This window comes from Lysobacter sp. M2-1 (genome assembly GCF_022662495.1).
Classification (GTDB): Bacteria; Pseudomonadota; Gammaproteobacteria; order Xanthomonadales; family Xanthomonadaceae; genus JAKPBU01.
Map to the genome: position 1 here is coordinate 68,572 of NZ_JAKPBU010000007.1, position 15,048 is coordinate 83,619.

14 protein-coding genes are annotated in these 15,048 nt (G+C 67.9%); 1 reads left to right on the forward strand and 13 read right to left on the reverse strand.

The genetic code is table 11. From position 1 onward, the window contains the following. Positions 1-3: 3 nt before the first annotated feature. The 3 genes from guaA to folD form a co-directional block, all read right to left on the reverse strand. The gene (gene guaA, locus MC375_RS13390) at positions 4-1,569 is read right to left on the reverse strand and encodes a glutamine-hydrolyzing GMP synthase (protein WP_242103897.1); all 1,566 of its coding nucleotides are present in this window, start codon (positions 1,567-1,569) and stop codon (positions 4-6) included. A 59-nt stretch (positions 1,570-1,628) separates the two neighbouring features. Next, positions 1,629-3,089, reverse strand: coding sequence for an IMP dehydrogenase (guaB, locus tag MC375_RS13395; protein WP_242103898.1), 1,461 nt, complete (start codon positions 3,087-3,089; stop codon positions 1,629-1,631). A gap of 149 nt (positions 3,090-3,238) precedes the next feature. After that, positions 3,239-4,102, reverse strand: a complete 864-nt coding sequence (gene folD, locus MC375_RS13400) for a bifunctional methylenetetrahydrofolate dehydrogenase/methenyltetrahydrofolate cyclohydrolase FolD (protein ID WP_242103899.1) — start codon at positions 4,100-4,102, stop codon at positions 3,239-3,241. A gap of 98 nt (positions 4,103-4,200) precedes the next feature. Here folD and MC375_RS13405 point away from each other — a divergent pair, with 98 nt between their 5' ends. After that, entirely contained in the window at positions 4,201-4,503 is a 303-nt protein-coding gene (locus MC375_RS13405) for a DUF1244 domain-containing protein (RefSeq protein ID WP_242103900.1), read from the forward strand. A 19-nt stretch (positions 4,504-4,522) separates the two neighbouring features. Here the strand turns inward: MC375_RS13405 and MC375_RS13410 are convergent, their stop codons facing one another. The 10 genes from MC375_RS13410 to rlmN form a co-directional block, all read right to left on the reverse strand. Continuing rightward, entirely contained in the window at positions 4,523-5,656 is a 1,134-nt protein-coding gene (locus MC375_RS13410) for a DUF2272 domain-containing protein (RefSeq protein WP_242103901.1), read from the reverse strand. Positions 5,657-5,726: 70 nt separating this feature from the next. Next, complete coding sequence (gene moeB, locus MC375_RS13415; protein ID WP_242103902.1) at positions 5,727-6,869, reverse strand: molybdopterin-synthase adenylyltransferase MoeB; 1,143 nt, start codon at positions 6,867-6,869, stop codon at positions 5,727-5,729. Positions 6,870-6,884: 15 nt separating this feature from the next. Then, positions 6,885-8,111 (reverse strand): gephyrin-like molybdotransferase Glp, encoded by a 1,227-nt coding sequence (glp, locus tag MC375_RS13420; RefSeq protein WP_242103903.1) that lies wholly within the window; start codon positions 8,109-8,111, stop codon positions 6,885-6,887. Next, positions 8,108-8,680, reverse strand: coding sequence for a molybdenum cofactor guanylyltransferase (locus MC375_RS13425; protein WP_242103904.1), 573 nt, complete (start codon positions 8,678-8,680; stop codon positions 8,108-8,110). The genes glp and MC375_RS13425 overlap by 4 nt, the downstream gene beginning before the upstream one ends. Before the next feature lie 92 nt (positions 8,681-8,772). Next, positions 8,773-10,173 carry a ribosome biogenesis GTPase Der gene (gene der / locus MC375_RS13430; RefSeq protein ID WP_242103905.1) on the reverse strand — a complete coding sequence of 467 codons (1,401 nt, stop codon included), beginning with the start codon at positions 10,171-10,173 and terminating at the stop codon, positions 8,773-8,775. A 108-nt stretch (positions 10,174-10,281) separates the two neighbouring features. Beyond that, a complete protein-coding gene (gene bamB / locus MC375_RS13435; RefSeq protein ID WP_277929492.1) occupies positions 10,282-11,499 on the reverse strand; it encodes an outer membrane protein assembly factor BamB in 1,218 nt (405 codons plus the stop codon). A gap of 5 nt (positions 11,500-11,504) precedes the next feature. Continuing rightward, the gene (locus MC375_RS13440; protein WP_242103906.1) at positions 11,505-12,143 is read right to left on the reverse strand and encodes a tetratricopeptide repeat protein; all 639 of its coding nucleotides are present in this window, start codon (positions 12,141-12,143) and stop codon (positions 11,505-11,507) included. Positions 12,144-12,229: 86 nt separating this feature from the next. Continuing rightward, positions 12,230-13,030, reverse strand: a complete 801-nt coding sequence (locus MC375_RS13445) for a helix-turn-helix domain-containing protein (RefSeq protein ID WP_242103907.1) — start codon at positions 13,028-13,030, stop codon at positions 12,230-12,232. After that, entirely contained in the window at positions 13,027-13,860 is an 834-nt protein-coding gene (pilW, locus tag MC375_RS13450; protein WP_242103908.1) for a type IV pilus biogenesis/stability protein PilW, read from the reverse strand. Before pilW ends, MC375_RS13445 begins: the two co-directional genes overlap by 4 nt. Next, positions 13,844-15,040 carry a 23S rRNA (adenine(2503)-C(2))-methyltransferase RlmN gene (gene rlmN / locus MC375_RS13455; RefSeq protein ID WP_343223527.1) on the reverse strand — a complete coding sequence of 399 codons (1,197 nt, stop codon included), beginning with the start codon at positions 15,038-15,040 and terminating at the stop codon, positions 13,844-13,846. Before rlmN ends, pilW begins: the two co-directional genes overlap by 17 nt. Between the last annotated feature and the right edge of the window lie 8 nt (positions 15,041-15,048).

Below are 15,048 nucleotides of genomic sequence, written 5' to 3' on the forward strand. Positions count from 1 at the left end.
GCACTACTCCCATTCGATGGTGGCCGGAGGCTTTCCGCTGATGTCATAAACAACGCGAGAAATGCCTCTTAACTCATTGATAATTCGGTTAGAAACCCTGCCGAGAAAATCGTAAGGCAGCTGCGCCCAGTGCGCGGTCATGAAGTCGATGGTCTCGACCGCACGCAGCGCGATGACCCATTCGTAGGCGCGGGCATCGCCGACTACGCCAACCGACTTCACCGGCAGGAACACCGCGAAGGCCTGCGAGGTCTTGTCGTACAGATCGGCCTGGCGCAGTTCGTCGATGAAGATGTGATCGGCCTTGGCCAGCAATTCCGCGTATTCGCGCTTCACCTCGCCAAGGATGCGTACGCCCAGCCCAGGCCCGGGGAACGGATGCCGGTAGACCATCTCCCTTGGCAGTCCGAGTTCCACGCCCAGGCGGCGCACCTCGTCCTTGAACAGCTCGCGCAGCGGCTCCACCAGGCCGAGCTTCATGTCCGCAGGCAGCCCGCCGACGTTGTGGTGGCTCTTGATCACATGCGCCTTGCCGGTCCTGCTGCCGGCCGATTCGATCACATCCGGATAGATGGTGCCCTGGGCCAGCCACCGCGCATTGGCGAGCTTGTGCGATTCCTCGTCGAAGATCTCGACGAACAGGTTGCCGATGATCTTGCGCTTGGCTTCCGGGTCGGCAACGCCCTCGAGCTTGTCGAAATAGCGGTCGGCCGCGTCGACCCGGAGCACCTTGACGCCCAGGTGCTCGGCGAAGGTGGCCATCACCTGGTCGCCTTCCTGCCAGCGCAGCAGGCCCGTATCGACGAATACGCAGGTCAGCTGATCGCCGATCGCCTTGTGCAGCAGCGCTGCGACCACCGACGAATCCACCCCGCCCGACAGGCCCAGGATGACTTCGTCGCTGCCGACCTGCTCGCGCACGCGTGCGATCTGGTCCTCGATGATGTTGGCAGCGGTCCACAGCGTCTGGCAGCCGCACACCTCCACCACGAAGCGGCGCAGCAAGGTCTGGCCCTGCTTGGTATGGGTGACTTCGGGATGGAACTGGACGCCGTACCAGCGCCTGGCCTCGTTGGCCATGGCCGCAACCGGAATGCGCTCGGTGACGGCGGTGACCGTCCAGCCCGGCGGCGCCTGCGCGACGTGATCGCCGTGGCTCATCCACACATCGATGCGCGGTTCGCCATCGTGGTCGCTCAGGCCGCCGAGCAGGGCGTCATGCGCGACCAGCTCGACTTCGGCATGACCGAACTCGCGCGCGTCGGCGGCTTCGGTGGCGCCGCCCAGCTGCGCGGCCAGGGTCTGCATGCCGTAGCAGATGCCGAGGATCGGCAGCTCGCTGTCGAAGACTTCCTGCGGAGCCTTGGGTGCGCCGAATTCCGTAGTCGATTCCGGCCCGCCCGAGAGGATGATGCCCTTCGCGCCGTATGCGGCGATTTCCGCCGGGTCGTGGTCCCAGGCCCAGATCTCGCAATACACCCCGATCTCGCGGATGCGGCGTGCGATCAGCTGCGTGTACTGCGCGCCGAAGTCGAGGATCAGGATCTTGTCGGTATGGATGTTGGTCATCGGTTTTTCGTGTTCTCAAACGAAGAAGGGAAACTTGCGTCTCCCTTCCCAGGACTGCATCAGGAGGCGCGATAGTTCGGCGGTTCCTTGGTGATCTGCACGTCGTGCACGTGGCTTTCGCGCTGCCCTGCGCCGGTGATCTTCACGAACTGCGGCTTGGTGCGCATGTCCTCGATCGTCGCGCAGCCCACGTAGCCCATGGTGGCGCGCAGGCCGCCGGCCAGCTGGTGGACGACGCCCGCCAACGAGCCTCGGTACGGCACGCGTCCTTCGATGCCTTCGGGCACCAGCTTGTCGGCGTCGCTCGCGTCCTGGAAGTAGCGGTCCTTGGATCCCTTCTCCATCGCCCCCAGCGAACCCATGCCGCGGTAGCTCTTGTAGCTGCGTCCCTGGAACAGTTCGGTTTCGCCCGGGCTTTCTTCGGTGCCGGCGAACAGGCCCCCGATCATCACCGTGGACGCGCCGGCGGCAATCGCCTTGCCGATGTCGCCCGAATAGCGGATGCCGCCGTCGGCGATCAGCGGAATGCGGTCCTGCAGCGCCTCGGCCACCATCGACACCGCGGTCACCTGCGGCACGCCGACGCCGGCGACCACCCGCGTGGTGCAGATCGATCCAGGGCCGACGCCGACCTTCACCGCGTCGGCGCCGGCATCCATCAGCGCCAGCGCTGCATCGCCGGTGACGATGTTGCCGCCGATCACCTGCAATTGCGGGAAGGCCTTCTTCGCCCATGCGACGCGGTCGATCACGCCCTGCGCATGGCCATGCGCCGTGTCGACGATGATCACGTCCACGCCTGCGGCGGCCAGCGCCTCGATCCGCTGATCGGTGTCGCCGCCGACGCCCACCGCGGCGCCCACCAGCAGGCGTTCGCTGCTGTCGTAGGCGGCGTTGGGGTTGTCGGACTTCTTCTGGATATCCTTCACCGTGATCAGGCCGCGCAGCGCGAACTCGTCGTTCACCACCAGTACCTTCTCGATCCGGTGCTTGTGCAGCAGGCCGATCACCTCGTCGTCCGCAGCGCCCTCGCGCACGGTCACCAGGCGATCCTTCTTGGTCATGATGTGGCGGACCGGATCGTCGAGCTTCTTCTCGAACCGCATGTCGCGCCCGGTGACGATGCCGACCAGCTGCCCGGCATCGTCCACTACCGGCACGCCGGAGATGTTGCGGGCGCGGGTGAGCTTGAGCACCTCGCCGATGGTGGTGTCGGGGCCGACGGTGAACGGTTCGCGGATGACCCCGGCCTCGAACTTCTTGACCCGGGCCACTTCAGCCGCCTGGCGTTCGACCGACAGGTTCTTGTGCAGGATGCCGATGCCGCCGAGCTGGGCCATGGCCACGGCCAGGCGCGCTTCGGTCACGGTGTCCATGGCGGCCGAGATGATCGGCAGGTTCAGGCGCAAGCCGCGGGTCAGCCGGGTGGCAAGGGAAACGTCCTTGGGCAGGACAGTCGAATGCGCGGGGACGAGGGAGACGTCGTCGAAGGTGAGTGCTTCAGCCTGGATGCGGAGCATCGGCAAACCCGAATGTGGGGAAGCGCGTCATTGTAACGGTTTTCCCGCCTCTCCCGCTTGTGGAAGAGGGTCATAGGGTGTGCCCTTGGCGCACCGCTTCGACCACCCCGGCATGATGATGTGCCTGGGACGGTGCGCCGGGGCGCACCCTATGCGGAATCTGCCGCCTCTGCGGCTTCCAGCGTGTTCTGCATCAGCGTTGCGACAGTCATTGGCCCCACCCCGCCCGGCACCGGGGTAATCCAGCTGGCACGCCGGGCAGCCGCGTCGAAGCCCACATCGCCGACCAGGCGGCCGTCCTCGAGCCGGTTGATGCCGACATCGATCACCACCGCGCCCGGCTTCACCCAGTCGCCGGGGATCAGCCCCGGCCTGCCGACCGCGACCACCAGGATGTCGGCCTCGCCGACGTGCCGCTTCAGCACATCGGCCGGGGTGAACTTGTGACAGCTGGTCACCGTGCAGCCGGCGATCAGCAGTTCCAGCGCCATCGGCCGGCCGACGTGGTTGGACACGCCGACGATCGTCGCGCTCTGCCCCCGCACCGGCCGGTCGGTCCACGCCAGCAGCGTGGTGATCCCGCGCGGCGTGCACGGACGCAGGCCGAACTCGCGCAGGGCCAGATGGCCGACGTTTTCGGGGTGGAACCCATCCACATCCTTGCCCGGGTCGATCCGCTGGATCAGGCGGCTGGCGTCGGGGATGCCCGGTAGCGGCAGCTGGATCAGGATGCCGTGCACGGCCGGATCGTGGTTGAGCCGCTCGATCAGCTCCAGCAGCTCGGATTCGGTCGTGTCCCTGGGCAGATCGAAGTCGAAGGCCTCGATGCCGACCTTCTGCGCGGCGCGGCGCTTGTTGCGCACGTAGGACTGCGAGGCTGGATCCTGTCCCACCAGCACTACCGCCAGGCCCGGTCGCGACCTGCCCGCAGCCACCCGCGCGTCGACCTGGGTCTTGAGGTCGTCGAGCAGTTCATCGGCGATGCGGCGGCCATCGAGGATGCGTGCGGTCATGGGGGACTTCGCTGGGGAGATGCGTATTGTCCCCGATTCGACAGGCGATGTAGGCACCGCTGTGGCGCTCCTACAATGCCAGCGAAGGAGAACCCGCCATGTCCAAAGCCAATACCGAACTCGAAGCCGCCACCTTTCGTCGCCTGCGCGAGCATCTGATGCACGAGCGGCCGGACGTGCAGAACATCGACCTGATGATCCTGGCCGGGTTCTGCCGCAATTGCCTGGCCGACTGGTACCGCGAGGCAGCCGCCGAACGCGGCATCGCCATGGACCGCGACGCCGCCCGCGAGGCGGTTTATGGCGAACCGTTCGCGCAGTGGAAAGCCCGGCACCAGCGCGACGCGACCCCGGAACAACTGGCTGCCTTCGAGGCGGCGCAGGCAAAGCAGGCGCCCTGAGCGGCGGCGCCCGCTGGCCTTACGGCGTTTGCGATGCCGGAGCGTTCACCGGGCAACGCGCAATTCCCGAACCCACCGTGCAGTTGACGCAGCATTGCTGCGCGGGGGCCGACGGCACCTGCTTGCCGGGGTCCGGATCCGGCGTCTGGACCGGGGCCGGCGCGCCGCCGGCCGGGCAGCGCGGAATCCCGGAGCCGACGACGCAATTCACGCAGCACTGCTGGGCCGACGCACGCGGCAGCACCTGGCTCGGCGGCGGCACATAAGGTGGCGGCAGCGTGGCCAGCTGCGCGGCCGGACGCAGCTTGAGCAGCACCGACCAGTCCTGGCGGTTGGCATTGCAGCCCGCCGGGATATCGGGCGCGCATGGCAGGTCGCTCATGGTGCGCATCGGCAAGTCGGAGAAATAACCGTTGGGCGCCAGACGCAACATGCGCAGGGTGACCGCCTGGGCCACGTTCCCGCCGACCAGGTAGGCCAGGTTGCCGGCGCGCGTCCCCACCACGATGTCGCAATGCATGTTCAGCCCTTCCCCGTTCGCGGAGCTGAGCAGGGTCGCCAGGTCGCCGAAACCATAGACGCGCGAGGAGACCCGCACGTAGCACAGCAAATCCCCCGGCGCCGGTTTCGACGCACGCGGATCGCTGATCTGATACGCGCTCTGGGTCGGGTTGCGGTAGGCGTCGCGCACGTAGTTCACATGGCTGGGCGAGCCGTTGAAGCCGGGCACGCCGGCCCGGCGCATCACCCAGGACACGAACGCCGCCGACCACGGCGTATCGATCACGAACGCCCTGCACGAGGGCGAGGGATAACGCGAGGTATTCGCATAGGCACATTCGCTGGCGCCGGGGCGACCGTAGGCCTGCGGCAACAGACCGCTGTCGTTCCAGTAGATCGCCACCTGCTGCCAGGCTTCGACGCTGTTCGCCAGCGCGCTGGCTTCGGCCTCGTAGATGCTCACGCCGTTGACCTTGCCATCGGCATCGATGAACGGCGCGTACCAGTTCTGGTTGGCCTCGCACGCCCAGGCGGCGATGCGCGTGGCCACGTCTGGCGCGTTCTTCTGGTTGCGCAGCAGCGGGCACGGATCGGCCGCGAACAGCGGGGATGCGAACAGGCACAGCACAAGCAGCAACAGCAGGCGACGCATCGTCATTCCGTGGCGAAGGGCGGCACAGGTTACCCGAAGCGATGCGCCGGCCGTTGACGCGGCGCGCACGTCACGTTGCCACGGCACCCGCGCAGAACGCGGCATAGTCGATATAGCCAGGAAAGACCACATGCGGCGCGCAGACCGGGCAGTCCGGATCGGGTGCCAGCCGGGTCTCGCGGAAGCGCATGCTCAGAGCGTCGAAATGCAGCAGGCGTCCGCTCAGCGGTTCGCCGATCCCAAGCAGCAGCTTGATCGCCTCGGTGGCCTGCAGCAGGCCCACGACCCCAGGCAACACGCCGAGCACGCCGGCCTCGGCGCAGTTCGGCGCGGCCTCGGGCGGCGGCGGCTCGGGGAACAGACAGCGGTAGCACGGCGCCTGGCCGCGGTGGCGCCCGGCATCGAAGACGCCCAGCTGCCCTTCGAACCGGTGCACCGCGCCGTACACCAGCGGAATCCCCAGCTTCACGCAGGCATCGTTGAGCAGGTAGCGCGCCGGGAAGTTGTCGGCACCATCGATCACGACATCGACTCCGGCGAGCAGGTGCTCGACGTTGTCCGCCTGTAATCGTGCCTGTACGGCTTCGACCCGGGTGCGGGGATTGAGCGCGGCAAGCCGGACCTGCGCCGAGTCCACTTTCGGGACCCCGATGTCGGCATCGACGTGCAGGATCTGGCGCTGCAGGTTGCTGCGTTCGACCAGATCGTTGTCCACCAGGCGCAGGTGCCCGACGCCAGCGGCGGCCAGGTAGAACGCCGCGGGCGAGCCCAGTCCGCCCGCACCGAGCACCAGCACACGCGCCGCTTCGAGCCGGCGTTGGCCTTGAGCACCAATTTGCGGCAACAGCAGATGGCGCGCGTAGCGTTCGTGGAAATCGTGATCGATATCCGGAGCAGGCGCGCTCACCGGAAGGCCAACCGCGCTCCACTGGTTCATGCCGCCGTGCACCGAGGACACCTGCAGATAACCCACGCGCTGCAGCACCTCCGCGGCGAGCAGCGAGCGGCCACCGGCCTGGCAGATGAGCACGATCGGCCGGCTGCGGTCGGGAAAGTGGCGGTCCGGATCGCGCTCGAGTTCGGCCCGGGGAATGGCCAGGGCACCTTCGGCCATGCCCTGCGCGTGCTCGTGCGCCTCGCGCACGTCCACCAGCGCGGCGCCATGCTCGGCGAGCTGGCGCGCTTCGCGCGGACTGATCTGCGGGACGCTCATGCGAACACCTCTGGGCTAATAGGGCAGCACTTCGACCGCCTCGCCGGCGGCGAACAGGCGTTCGCCCTCGGGCAATACGATCAGTGCGTCGCTGTCGGCCGCCCCGCGCATGCGGTGCGAGCCGTCGGCAGGGTTGGGTTCCACTTCCAGCAGGCCGTCGCGGTTCGAACGCAGGCGGCCGCGCAGGAATTCGAGACGCTCGTGACGCTTGTTCCACGGCCCGGAAAGGCGCGCCCACAGCCGCGGACGCGGCTCGGCCCTGCCCTGCAGACCGTCGATGAGAGTACGCCCCAGCGCGAGCCATGTGGCGAGTACCGACACCGGATTGCCGGGCAGCCCCAGGAACGCGCCCTGACCGAGCTCGCCGAACAGCAGCGGCATTCCGGGCCGCATCCGCACTTTCCAGAAGTGCACCCGGCCTTCGTGCTGGAGGAGCTCGGGAATATGGTCTTTCTCGCCCGCAGACACCGCGCCGCAGGTGATGACGAGATCGAAGCTGGACGCGGCATCGCGGAGCATCGCGGCGATCCTGCCGGGGTCGTCGGGAAGCGTCGGCCATGCCGTGGGTTCCAGACCATCCGCGCGTAGCAGGCCCATCAGCAGCTCGCGGTTGGAGTTGTAGATCTGGCCCGGCGCCAGCGGCAGGCCCGGTTCGACCAGCTCGTCGCCGGTGGTGAATACGGCCACGGTCGGCCGCTGCGAGACCTGCACGTCGGCGATGCCAAGCGCAGCTGCCAGCGCGATACGCGCCGGTGTGAGCACCTGTCCCGCCGCCAGCACGGTATCGCCCGTGCCGACGTCTTCGCCTGCGCGGCGCACGTGCTGTCCGGGCCGCGGCGGCACGGGCACGATCACCTCGCCGTTTTGCAGGGATGTGTTCTCTTTCATCACCACCGTGTCGCTGCCCGCGGGCATCGGCGCGCCGGTGGTGATCCGGACGCACTCGCCGGCGCCGACCACCAGGTCGATCGCAGGACCGGCGAACTGCTCCCCGACCAGGCGCAGCCGTGTCTGCCCTGCCGACAGATCGGCATGCCGCAGTGCGAAGCCATCCATCGCGCTGTTGTCGAAGGCCGGCAGCGGCAATGCCGCCGCGATGTCCTCGGCCAGGATCCGGCCGTGCGCACGCGCCAGCGCCTGGCGCTCCACCGACAGCCGCCGAGCCGCAGCGACGTGGCGAACAATCGCCTCGGCCTCATCGAAACCGATACGACTGGGAAATGGCAGGGAGTCGGCGCTCATGGGTGATCGATGCCGGCGGCGGCGAGATCCGCCGGAGTGTTGAGGTTACCCAAGCGCACGCCCGGCAACCGGACCAGGCGCATCTGCAGCCGGGCCTGCAGGGCCTGCACGGCGTAGTCGCCCGATGCGATCGCGCTCGCAAGCCCACGGCGCAAGTCGGCGACCCGCCACAGCGCCACGAGCGGCTGCGCGCCATTGTCGTCCTCGGCATACGCGCCCGTCCCCGCATTACCTGCCGCCAGCAAGCTGGGGAGCAGGCAGTCGTTGATATCGACCAGGTCCACCGGGATCGTCAGCAGCCAGGGGGTCGTGCAGGCGTGCGCAAGCGCGTCGATTCCACCCATCGGACCGATGTCCTGCTCGCGGTCGGCGATGGCGCGCAGGCCTGCGGCTGCATGGCGCTGCAGGTCACGATTGGCGCTGACGACGACCTCCACGACCTGCGGCCGGAACCGCTCGCTGAGACGCAGCACCTGCGACAGGCCCTCGCGCTGGAGCCAGGCCTTGTCGACCCCGCCCAGGCGCGTCGCACGTCCGCCGGCGAGGATGCCGAGAGTGACCTCGGCCATGATCGGAGCACTTGGCATGATCGGGCATTGTAGGTCGGGGCGATGGCCCCCGACGCTCCGGTTCGGGCATCCGCGCACGGCGCGGCCTGCGCTCACCCCCGCTTCTTGACGTGCCGCAGCAGACGCTTCTTGCGCGCGACCTGGCGGTCGGTGAGCACGTTCTTCTTGTCCTTGTACGGGTTGTCGCCTTCCTTGAAGATGAAACGCACCGGCGTGCCGACCAGCTTGAAGCGCTTGCGAAAGAAGTTTTCCAGATAGCGCTTGTAGCTATCGGACAAGGTACGCAGACGCGTGCCATGGACGATGAAGGTCGGCGGGTTCTCGCCGCCCGGATGGGCGAAGCGCAGCTTGGGAACATGGCCCCGCACCACGGATGGCGGATTGGCCTCGTAGGCCGCCTCGATGGCCTGCGTGACCTCGCTGGTGCTGAACTTGCGGGTCGCCGAAGCGTACGCGCGGTGCACCGCGCGAAAGAGCTCGCGCAGCCCCGACCCATGCAGCGCCGAGATCCGGACTGCTTCGGCCCAGTCGACGAATGCGAGCTTGCGCGAGAGCAGCGCCTCGGCCTGCTGGCGCTCGTAGTCGCTGCGGCCATCCCACTTGTTCACGGCGATCACCAGCGCGCGCCCCGAGTCGAGCACCGCGCCAAGCACGCTGGCGTCCTGTTCGGTCACGCCCTCGGTGGCGTCGAGCATGATCACCGCGACGTGGCACTGCTCGATCGCCTGCAGCGTCTTGATGATCGAAAAGGTCTCGACCGCTTCTTCCACCTTCGACTTGCGTCGGATGCCGGCGGTATCGACCAGCCGGTACTTGCGGCCGTCGCGCTCGAGGTCGACCGCGATCGAATCCCGGGTGGTTCCGGCGACTTCGGACGCAATCATCCGTTCCTCGCCGAGGATCCGGTTCACCAATGTGGACTTGCCGACGTTCGGGCGGCCGACGAACGCGATGCGCACCCGTCCGGGATCGTCGTCCAGGAGTTCGGCATCGCCATCTTCGGGCAGGCGTTGGACGGCGTGACCGACCAGTTCATCGATGCCGCGCTTGTGCGCGGACGACACCGCAAGCACGTCACGGAACCCGAAGCGGGCGAATTCGGCCAGCGCGGCCTGCACATCGATGCCATCGGTCTTGTTGACCGTCAGCAACACCGGCGTGTCCACCTTGCGCAGCCAGGCCAGGATTTCCTCGTCGAGCGCGCTCGGGCCTTCGCGTCCGTCGACCACGAACAGGATCAGGTCGGCTTCCTCCGCCGCGGCCCGTGCCTGGCGCGCGGTGGCGCCCGCCAGGCCTTCTTCCTGGCCCGCGATGCCCCCGGTATCGACCAGGACGAACGGGTGCGCTTCGTCGTAACGGCAGACGCCGTAGTTGCGATCGCGGGTCACCCCGGGCTGGTCGTGGACCAGCGCATCGCGCGTGCGGGTCAGCGCATTGAACAGGGTCGACTTACCGACATTGGGACGGCCGACCAGGGCGACGAGAGGCAACATCGGATCAGGATAAGCGCCGGAGGGAGGGGAAAAACATCGCCCCGGACAGCGCGGCCGCCCGGGGCGTGGAAAGCGATCGGGATTGGCGCCGGGCGACCGGACGCGTTCTTACTGGACGCGATAGGCGCTGAGTTCGCCTTCCACGTCCTGAACGACCAGCACGCCGTCGGGGGATACCTCCGGGGTGGATCGCAAGGTTTCGCCACCGGCGCGGATGCGCGCGGCGAGCGCGCCGTCCTCGAGCCGGAGCCAGTGCAGGTACCCGTCGTAATCGCCCACCACGGCATAGTTGCCCTGCACCGTGGCCGAGGTGAGGTTGCGGCGGGCAAGCGCGCCCTGTTGCCACATCCCGCCGCCGGTTGTCTTGTCCAGGCCCCACACCACGCCATTGCGGTCCGACACGGCCAGTCTGTCGCTGCCGACGCCGACGCGTCCCGGGCCGCCACTGTCGCTCGACCAGAGCACCCGGCCGCTGGGGCCCTCGATCGCCACGGTCTTGCCCTTGTAGCTCGTCGCATACAGCACCGCGCCGTCCAGGATCGGACCGCCGTCGACATCGGCCATGCGGTCGAGTTCCGTGCGGCCGTCGGGAGCCGCCACCTGCGCGTCCCACAGCGGCCGGCCATCGGCCAGCGACAGGGCGGTCACCGTCCCGTCGTCGTTGCCGACGAACACGTACCCAGGACCCAGCGTGACACTGGCGATGCCGCGTACGGTGAGGGTGGGTTGCTCGTGGGTCCAGAACCAGCGCTGTTCGCCGGTTGCGGCGTCGAAAGCGGTCACTCGGCCGTCGTTGCTGTGCACGACCACCATGCCCTGTCCGATTGCGGGCGCCGCGATCACTTCATTGCCCACCTTGGCCTTCCACTTCTCGGCCCCGCTGGCCGCATCGAGGGCGATCACGTCGCCCTCCAGGCTCCCCACCGCGACCAGCCCATCGCCGGCTCCCGGTCCGCCCGAAAGCGGCAGCTCGGAAGCGTAGTGCCATGCCACCGCGCCCGACTGCAGATCGAACGCGCGCACGCCGCCTTCCACCGCAGCCGCGTACACCCGGCCGTCCGCGATCGCGGGCCCCTGGCGCGCTGCGATCCGGCGCTCGCCCTTGCCCGCTTTGGCGGACCACAACCTGCTGACCGAAGCGGTAGCGGTAAACTCGGTGAGCTCGGCCGGCTCCGAGGCCTTCTTCTTTTCGTCGTCGCCTCCGAACCAGCCCTTGATGGTGCTGCAGCCGGCCGTGGCCATCACCGCGGCGAGAAGCAGGGCGAAGCGCGGAAAGTGGGACGTACGCGTGCGGTCGGCGCGCCGACCCGATGCGGGGGAAGTCATCAAGCTCAGGCCTCGGGTTTTGCGGAGGTGTCCGCGGCGGAGCCGCCGACTTCGGATAGCTTCAGTTCCAGCAGGCGGCGCTGCGGCGAGGCCTCATCGGTCGTCGAGAGCGCCTTGCGATAGCTGGCCCGCGCCGCGTCCGGCTTGCCGGCGGCGAATTCGGCGTCGCCACGCGTTTCAAGCGCACCGGCACCGGATGCGTTGGCGAGCAGCGCCAGCGCTTCCTGGGGTTTGCCCGCGTCGATCAGCAGCCGCGCCAGGCGCTGCTCCAGCACGGGATCGAGGCTGCCACTACCGTTGCGCGCCGCGCGCAGGGTGGCGATGGCCGCATCGCGCTGCCCCAGATCGGCCTGGCTCTTGGCCAGCACCATCGCGGCGAGCGTGCCGTAGGCGGTTCCATCAAGTGCAGAAACCTGCGCCTTCGCCTTGGATGGATCGCCGCCTTCGAGCGACTTGAGGACGGACTGGTAGCGTTCGCCGGCCTGTGCGCGCTGCTGGTGCTGCTGCTTTTGCCACCACTGCCAGCCACCGATGGCCGCCAGGCCCAACAGGATCCCGCCGAGAATGCCGCCGCCGTTGCTTCGCAGCCAGCTGCGGACGCGTTCGCCTTGTTCGTGCTCGTCGAGCAGTTCGTCTATCGCCATACGATGCAATTCGGTAGTCGGCGCCGGAGGCACCTGGGGAGGGAGTTCGGAACAAGGGCCCTGACCCGGCGCCGCCGGGTGATGCCTTACTCGGCTGGAGGCGCGAGCGAACCGTCGGAGGATACCGCAAACCGCGCGACGCTCGCCCGCAGGTACGGGGCCAGATCCTGAACGTCGCCTTCATGTAGCACGCGTACAGCGGTCGCATTGCCAAGCTTGACCCGAGTCACCTCGCCCGCCCGATAGCTGCGTTGTTCTCCGGCCTTGAGCAGGCCGGACTCCACCACCTGCCCGTCGGCACCGCGGATTTCCACCCAGCTGTCGCCCTGGAACTGCAGCGACAAGGCGGCGGCGGCCGGACGCGTCGGGAGGGGCGTCAGCGAAGCCCGCAGCATCGGCGCAGCGGGTTTGCGCGGAGCGGATTCATTGCGCGCTGGCCGCGGGTCGGCGGGCGCATCGAGTGGCGTCGCCTCGCGCGCGACCTGCTCGATCTGTGGCCTAGTCGCGACCCAGATCGGCACCAGCAGCGCCAGAGTGAGCACGATGTACACCGCGCGTCGCGAGGCCTGTTCGGCGACCCGCTGCATTCGCGGCGTATAGGTGCGCGGCGTGAGCTCGGTGGCCACCACGGGCGCCAGTTCCGACACCTGCACCACCTGGTCGACCGGGAGCCCCAGCAGCCGCGCGTAGCTGCGCAGCTGCCCGCGCACGAATACCGGAGCGCCGAGACGGCCCCAGTCTTCCGCCTCGAGCGAGAGGACGACCCGGGCCGGCATCTTCAGCTGTTGGCCGACATCGGCCACGCTGAGACCGGCCGCTTCGCGCGCGCTGCGCAGGCGCGCACCGATGCCATGCTCGGGGAACTGCGTATCGTTGCCTGAGGTCATTGCTCGCCCGTCTCCCCCGACCGCACCGCCTCTTGCGACGATTGTGCGGTCATTTGCTGCGTATAGCGCGCAGCCGCCTGATTATCGCCCAGTTTCTGCTCGATTTGCGAAGCCAGCTGCAGAATCTCCTTCGTCGGCGGCGTCGCTGCAAGGCGGCGCTCGCTGAAGGCGCGGGCTTCGAGGTATCGACCCGCGCGATATGCGCTGCGGGCCATCGCGGCCAGCGCGGTGGCGTTGGTCGGATCCTGGCTCAGCGCCATGCGCAGGTCGCGCTCGGCGCGAGCGTCCTGGCCGGCGTCGAGGGCGCAGGCCCCGGCGTTGGCGCGCGCCGATGCCGGCGACGGATAGGACGGATCGGCGATTGCCCGGTCGAACCACGCCAGCGATTCGGCCGCGCGTCCGTTGCCGCATAGCCAGGCACCATAGTTGTTGAGCACCCCGCCGCGCGTGGGCGCAAGTTCCGCTGCCTTGGCGTAATAGCCGCCGGCCTGCGCGGGCTGGCCACGCTCGTCGGCGAGAACCGCCAGGATCGTGTAGGCGTCGGGCGATTTCGGATCGGCCTTGAGCGCAGCCCGGGCTTCGGTTTCGGCTTCCGCCAGCTGCCCCGCCCGCATCCGCTGTTCGGCCAGCGCCACCCGGTCGCGGGCCGTCTGCCCGCCGCGCCGCGCCTTGCTGTCCGGACGGACGTCATAATCCGGCGCGACCTGGCGGGAATCCTTGCGCGATATTTCCGGGCGCATGAAGGTGAACTTGCGGCTCATGCTCGCGCAGCCGCCCGTAGCCAGCACGGCAACCAGGGCAAGGACTGCAGCGCTACGCAGCCGCATCATCGATGCCCTTGTCTTGCAGGCTCTTGCGGAACTGGGCCTGGCGACGGGTGCGATCCATGACCTGGCCCTTGAGCTGGCCGCAGGCCGCGTCGATGTCGTCTCCGCGGGTGCGACGCACGGTGGTCAGCACGCGTGCCACCTGCAGCTGCTTCTGAAACGCGAGGATGGTCGCCTCGTCCGAGCGCTCGAAGCGGGTGCCCGGGAACGGGTTGAACGGAATCAGGTTGACCTTGGCCGCGTCCTTCATCTGCAGGGCGTTATCGAACTGGCGCATCAGCTTTGCGAGTTGGCGCGCGTGTTCCGGCTGGTCGTTGACGCCCTTCATCAGCGTGTATTCGAAGGTGATCGAGGTCCCGCGCTTGCGCAGGGCGTAGCGCTTGGCAGACTCCATAAGTTCGGCAATCGGATATTTCTTGTTCAAGGGAACGAGTTCGCTGCGCAGCGCGTCGTTCGGCGCATGCAGGGAAATGGCGAGAGATACGTCGCTAACCTCGCCCAGCCGATCGATCATCGGCACCATGCCGGCGGTCGACAGGGTCACCCGTTTGTTGGCCAGCCCGTAGCCCAGGTCGTCGCGCATGATGCTCATCGCGCGCACCACGTTGTCGAAGTTCGCCAGCGGCTCGCCCATCCCCATCATCACCACGTTGGTGAGCCTGCGGCGCTGGTGCGGCAGGTTGCCCAGATGCCTGGCCGCCACCCACACCTGGCCGATGATCTCGGCCGTGCTCAGGTTGCGGTTGAATCCCTGGGTCGCGGTGGAGCAGAACTGGCAGTTGAGCGCGCACCCCACCTGCGAAGACACGCACAGGGTGCCGCGGCCATCGGCCGGAATGAACACCGTCTCGATAGCGTTCTTCGGGTCCATGCCGAGCAGCCACTTGTGGGTGCCATCGGTGGAAGCCTTGTCGAAGATGACCTCCGGCACCCGCACTTCCGCATGCTCCTGCAGCTTGGCGCGCAGCGCCTTGCCCAGGTCGGTCATGCCGTCGAAGTCGGTGACATAGCGGTGATGGATCCACTTCATCACCTGGTGGGCGCGGTAGCGCTTCTCGCCGAGTACCTGCTCGAAGAAATCCTCGAGCGCGACGCGGTCGAAGTCGAACAGGTTGGTCTTGGAAGCAGGAACTAGCGAGGAGGAACTGGAAACGAGTTCATCACTCGCAGCTCCCGCCTTCACTAGTTCCT

Excerpts from the sequence above, each read along its gene's own strand:
- guaA (WP_242103897.1), bottom strand. The coding sequence starts at position 1,569 with ATGACCAACATCCATACCGACAAGATCCTGATCCTCGACTTCGGCGCG.
- guaB (WP_242103898.1), bottom strand. The coding sequence starts at position 3,089 with ATGCTCCGCATCCAGGCTGAAGCACTCACCTTCGACGACGTCTCCCTC.
- folD (WP_242103899.1), bottom strand. The coding sequence starts at position 4,102 with ATGACCGCACGCATCCTCGATGGCCGCCGCATCGCCGATGAACTGCTC.
- MC375_RS13405 (WP_242103900.1), top strand. The coding sequence starts at position 4,201 with ATGTCCAAAGCCAATACCGAACTCGAAGCCGCCACCTTTCGTCGCCTG.
- MC375_RS13410 (WP_242103901.1), bottom strand. The coding sequence starts at position 5,656 with ATGCGTCGCCTGCTGTTGCTGCTTGTGCTGTGCCTGTTCGCATCCCCG.
- moeB (WP_242103902.1), bottom strand. The coding sequence starts at position 6,869 with ATGAGCGTCCCGCAGATCAGTCCGCGCGAAGCGCGCCAGCTCGCCGAG.
- glp (WP_242103903.1), bottom strand. The coding sequence starts at position 8,111 with ATGAGCGCCGACTCCCTGCCATTTCCCAGTCGTATCGGTTTCGATGAG.
- MC375_RS13425 (WP_242103904.1), bottom strand. The coding sequence starts at position 8,680 with ATGGCCGAGGTCACTCTCGGCATCCTCGCCGGCGGACGTGCGACGCGC.
- der (WP_242103905.1), bottom strand. The coding sequence starts at position 10,173 with ATGTTGCCTCTCGTCGCCCTGGTCGGCCGTCCCAATGTCGGTAAGTCG.
- bamB (WP_277929492.1), bottom strand. The coding sequence starts at position 11,499 with ATGACTTCCCCCGCATCGGGTCGGCGCGCCGACCGCACGCGTACGTCC.
- MC375_RS13440 (WP_242103906.1), bottom strand. The coding sequence starts at position 12,143 with ATGGCGATAGACGAACTGCTCGACGAGCACGAACAAGGCGAACGCGTC.
- MC375_RS13445 (WP_242103907.1), bottom strand. The coding sequence starts at position 13,030 with ATGACCTCAGGCAACGATACGCAGTTCCCCGAGCATGGCATCGGTGCG.
- pilW (WP_242103908.1), bottom strand. The coding sequence starts at position 13,860 with ATGATGCGGCTGCGTAGCGCTGCAGTCCTTGCCCTGGTTGCCGTGCTG.